Raw genomic sequence first — 4,364 nt, 5'->3', positions numbered from 1 at the left:
CCTGCTCGAAGACCGCGCCAGTGACCTCGTCCACGACACGCACCCAGACCGAGCTGCCATTCGGCGGGGCGGAGATGAACAGGGTCAACACGCCACCCGTGGCGATGGCGAAGCTCGCGCCCATGTCCGTCAACGTCGGTGCGCCGGTGCCGTCGTTGCGAACCAGCTGCCAGTTCGTATGTGTGCCGCGCTGGAAACCAATGCCGATGCAGTTCACCACGGCGGCGAGCGTAAGGGTGGTGGCCAGCGCGGCCGTGGACCCGTAAAGCCCGAAGAGCCCCATGCCGGTCGCCTGCAGCGTCGTCAGCGAAATCCGCGTCACGAAGGTCCAGCCACCAAGGCCAACGGCATTGCCGCGCCAGCAGGCCCAGCCAGCAGATCGCTGGTCCGCCACCGAGTCCGCCACGGCCGCCGAGGTCAATCGCCAGCGGCGCATCGAGGCTGCCAGGTTCGTGGTGGCCAGCGTCTGGTGCGACACGGTGCCGACCGAGGTGATGGGCAGGCCTTCGCTGGTGATCGTCGTGCCGGTCGAGGGCGCCCAGTTCGCGATCCGGTTCACCCCGAAATGCGGCTGCAGGGGAAAGTCCCGCCCCGAGGGTCGCATGACGTCGATCCACGGCGCCCCGGCACGGCTGCGCGCATAGACCGAAGCCTTGCCGGAAGGTGGCGGGAATGGCGCTGCGGTCAGGCCAGGCAGGACCGTGGGCTGCGGCAGTTCCACCTGGCCGCTGGCGCGGTCGATCCGGATCGCGTCATAGAAGGCCGAGCCATCTGGGCTCACCTTGAAGCTGAAATCGTCATTTCCGAGCAATCCAATCAGGGCGCGGGCGGAGAAGCCGGTCTTGAAGGCGAAGGCCGCGTCGTTGCCTACGGCGGCCTTGTTGACGGTCGCCTCGATCCCGGCGCCTGCGTTGTTCAGCAGAACTGCCGGGGTGTTCACGGACAGCCGATTGTAGCTGTCGGCCGTCGCCCCGCCGAGGCCGAGCAGCTGGGCGGTCAGGTTCGCCTGCGGCATGCCGACCTGCGTGACGCTGTTCGCGAAGGTCACGGTGGGCGTGTTGATGACGGTCGTGCCGCCCGCGCCAGCCGTCGCGGAGCCGATGTTCACGACCGTGGTCGATCCGGAGGCACCGCCGGTGCCGAGGTTGACGGTTTTGGTCGTGCCGGTCGTCGTGGCACCGATCCCCATGCCGTAGGTTGCGGTGCCGGTGGACGTGCCGATGGTCGCAGTGGCCCCGGATGTCGTCACCGTGCCCGAGGCCGTCAGCGTCCCCGAAAACGTCTTGTTCCCGGTGAAGGTCTGCGTTCCCGCGAGGATCGCCAGTTCGGACGAGGTGTTCGGCAGAGTGAAGCTGCGGGTGGTTCCAGCGCTGATCGCTGCGAGCGAGAAGGTCGCCTTCTTCGTCGGATCGGCGTCGTTCACGAGGCTGAACACGGCATCCGACACGTCGCGCGGCTCGCCGACCGCTTCCCAGGCGCTGCCTGTCCAGACGAGAAACAGCCCCTCGGCCGCCACCCAGACGAGCCAGCCGGTGCGCGGCACCAGCCGGATCCATGCCCCGTCCACCCAGAAGGCGATGTTGAGATCCCACCCGGCCCATAGGCCAGTCGCGCCAGAGGCCACCAGATGGCGGTTGCCGTCCGCCGGGCTCGCCGGAGGCGCGGTGCGCGTGCGGTCGAGGACCGAGAGCTGCACCATGGCGTCGAGCAGCCGCAGCGCCTCGTTGTGGGTGACATGCTTCTGCGCCTGCGCCGCCATGAGGTAAGGCAGGCCCAGATGGGTCGTGGTGTCGGACATGGGAGTTCCCGTGGGTTGGGATCAGAATTGCAGCGTGAACGCGGCAGGCGTGCCGCGGCCGAGGCGGTTCGAGAGCTGGAAGATGCGGATCGCGAGCGTCTGGCCTCGCCCGAGCGGCGCGCCCCAATCTGCGGTCTGCTGGGCGGCGGTGTAGAGGACGGAGGTCGAGCTGCTGGTCAGCGTCCGCTTCACGGTCGTCCCATCGAGGATCTGCACATCGTAGCTTTCCAGGTCCTCGCCCAGCGGCACCTCGACCTGTTCCCAGGCATCGGCCACCAGAGCGCTGGATCGCCGTGTCCAGCGGATCGTCAGATCGCCCGGGCTGCGCGCCGTCCGCCACGGCTGCTCGACATGGGCCGGGGCGAACGGGACAAGGCCGCGTCCTGTCGGGGTGAACCCCAGCGCGGCGTAACTGTCATCGGTGACGGCGCGCGCAGCCGGGCCCACCCGCCAGTTCCACGGCAGCCCGAGGTCGGCCTCGGCAATGGGGAGCGCGGCCAAGGTCGTATCCAGCACCACAACCCGCGCCCCGGCGGGGGCCGGGTTGCCCATGGCATGTTCTGTCCCGCGCTGGCCGCGCAGGAGCCGGGTCAGCCGGTAACGGCCGGGGGCGATCAGTTCGGCTCCGCCGGCCTGGGCGATCTCCCACACACCTGCTGCGGACTCGACCACCAGTGCGTTCGCCCCGCCGAACAGCGCGACGTCGGTCACGCTTTCCAGCGTCCCCGACAGAAGATCGACCACCATCGCATTGCCGAGATCGAAGCGGGAGGTTGGTCCCGGAAAGAAGTCGAAGGCCAGCGTCCCGATCCGGGCCCGACTGCCGAATGTGGTCAGGAGGTTGAACCCATCCGTCGAGGCGCTGCGGAAGACGGCGATCTCGCCGGGCCAGGGGCTGGCATGGGCGGCGATCAGGGGTCGATGGGCGGGCTGGTCCTCGGAAATCTGCGGCAGGTCCAGCATCACCACCTCTGGCGTGCCGAAGACGACCGGGCTGGCGAGCGAGGCCGGTCGGGGATCGCCGGGCGGCAGGTCATAGGCCGCGCGGTCCTGCCGGACGGCTTCGATGCCGCGTGCCTCGGCATCGGAGATCGAGACAAGGCGGAACTCGACCTCCCGGCCGTCATGGGCGAGCCGGATGACGTCGGCCGGATCGAGAGCGAGGCGCGAGGGCGGCAGGCGGAAGGTGGCGCTTTCCCGGCCGATCCAGGCTTCCATCAGCGCGCGGCGGCAGCGGCGCTCGGCCTCCTCGGGCGGGATCGCCATGGGGAAGGACTCGGAGGCAATGCGGGTCGTGTCGACGGTGATGCGGCGGGCTTCGACCAGCGCCGCGTCATAATCCTCGTCCGCCCGCGCGACCTGCCACTTCAGCGCTTGCGGCAGTTCGGTCTCCTGCGCGCGGGTCAGCTCGAAAGCCTCGCCCTCGCGGGTGGAAGCCAGATCGTCGATGGCCAGCGTGGCGACAGAAGCGCGGCCACGCATGACGAAGCGGATCACCCCCTCGGTCTCGATGGCATCGAACCCGAAATGCCGGGCCAAGGTGGAAATCGATGCGCGCGGGCTTTCGAGAGCCCCGATCACATAGCCCTCGACCGCGCCCCAGAGGCCGGAAACGTCGATCAGGCTTTCCGCCAGCCCAGCGCGCAAACAGAGGTGGCGCACGAGGGCTGCCAGTGACACCGCGCCCAGCCGTCCGGTCAGCCAGTGGCCAAGCCGCCAGTTGGGCCCGTCCGTCCAGATACCTGTCAGTTCCGGAAAGAACGGATAGGGCCGCGCGTCCCAGGTCCAGGCCGCGCATTCCGGAACATGCACCATCCGGCCGCCGTAGATCGCGGACGTCGGGTTGTTCGCCCCTTGGCCCCACCAGAGATAACTGGCTTCGAGATAGGCGCGCTGGATGGCGTCGTCGCGCCAGCCGCGCGAGAAATACGGGGTGAAGCTCTCGGACGACTTCGGGTCGAAGAACACGTTCGGCTGGTTCGTGCCCCGGTCGATGGCAGGACAGCCCAGTTCGGTGAACCAGACCGGCTTCGACTGCGGCACCCATGCGGTGGGCGTGCCGCTCTCGACGCCGCCTGGACGGTTGAAATGCGGGTTCGACCACCAGGCGCGCAGATCCTTGTAGCGGAAGACCCAAGGTTTGCCTGCAGCGCCATCGGTGATCGGCGTCCGGATCTGGGCCGACCGGTCGGCGGCGCTGACATAGAACCAGTCGAAGCCCTCGCCGCCCGCGATGTTGGCCTGCAGGTAGCCTCTGTCGTGGATCGCGGGCCAGCCCTCGGCGGCATCGGCATGGTCGAACCCGTCGCGCCAGTCCGACAGCGGCATGTAGTTGTCGATGCCGATGAAATCGATGTTGGCATCGGACCAGAGCGGGTCGAGGTGGAAGAACACGTCCCCCGTGCCATCTGCAGGGTGGTGACCGAAGTATTCCGACCAGTCGGAGGCGTAGCCCACCTTGGTGCCCGGTCCGAGGATCGACTTCACGTCCGCCGCCAGCTCCTTGAAGGCGGTGACGGCCGGATAGGTGCTGGCGCTGGAGCGGATGGTGGTCAGCCCGCGCATC

2 protein-coding genes are annotated in these 4,364 nt (G+C 68.5%); both read right to left on the bottom strand.

What is annotated here, in order from left to right; all coding sequences use genetic code 11:
• The coding region (locus EZM81_RS17770) for a DUF2793 domain-containing protein (RefSeq protein WP_136646704.1) at window positions 1-1,798 on the bottom strand (1,798 nt) is incomplete at its 3' end.
• A gap of 21 nt (window positions 1,799-1,819) precedes the next feature.
• Window positions 1,820-4,364, bottom strand: a 2,545-nt coding sequence (locus EZM81_RS17765; protein ID WP_211195449.1) for a glycoside hydrolase/phage tail family protein, incomplete at its 5' end; no start/stop codon positions are given.

This window comes from Tabrizicola sp. YIM 78059 (assembly GCF_004959785.1).
GTDB lineage: Bacteria > Pseudomonadota > Alphaproteobacteria > Rhodobacterales > Rhodobacteraceae > Tabrizicola > Tabrizicola caldifontis.
Note: the sequence above shows the minus strand (reverse complement) of the source record. Positions and strands in the feature narration are given on the sequence as shown.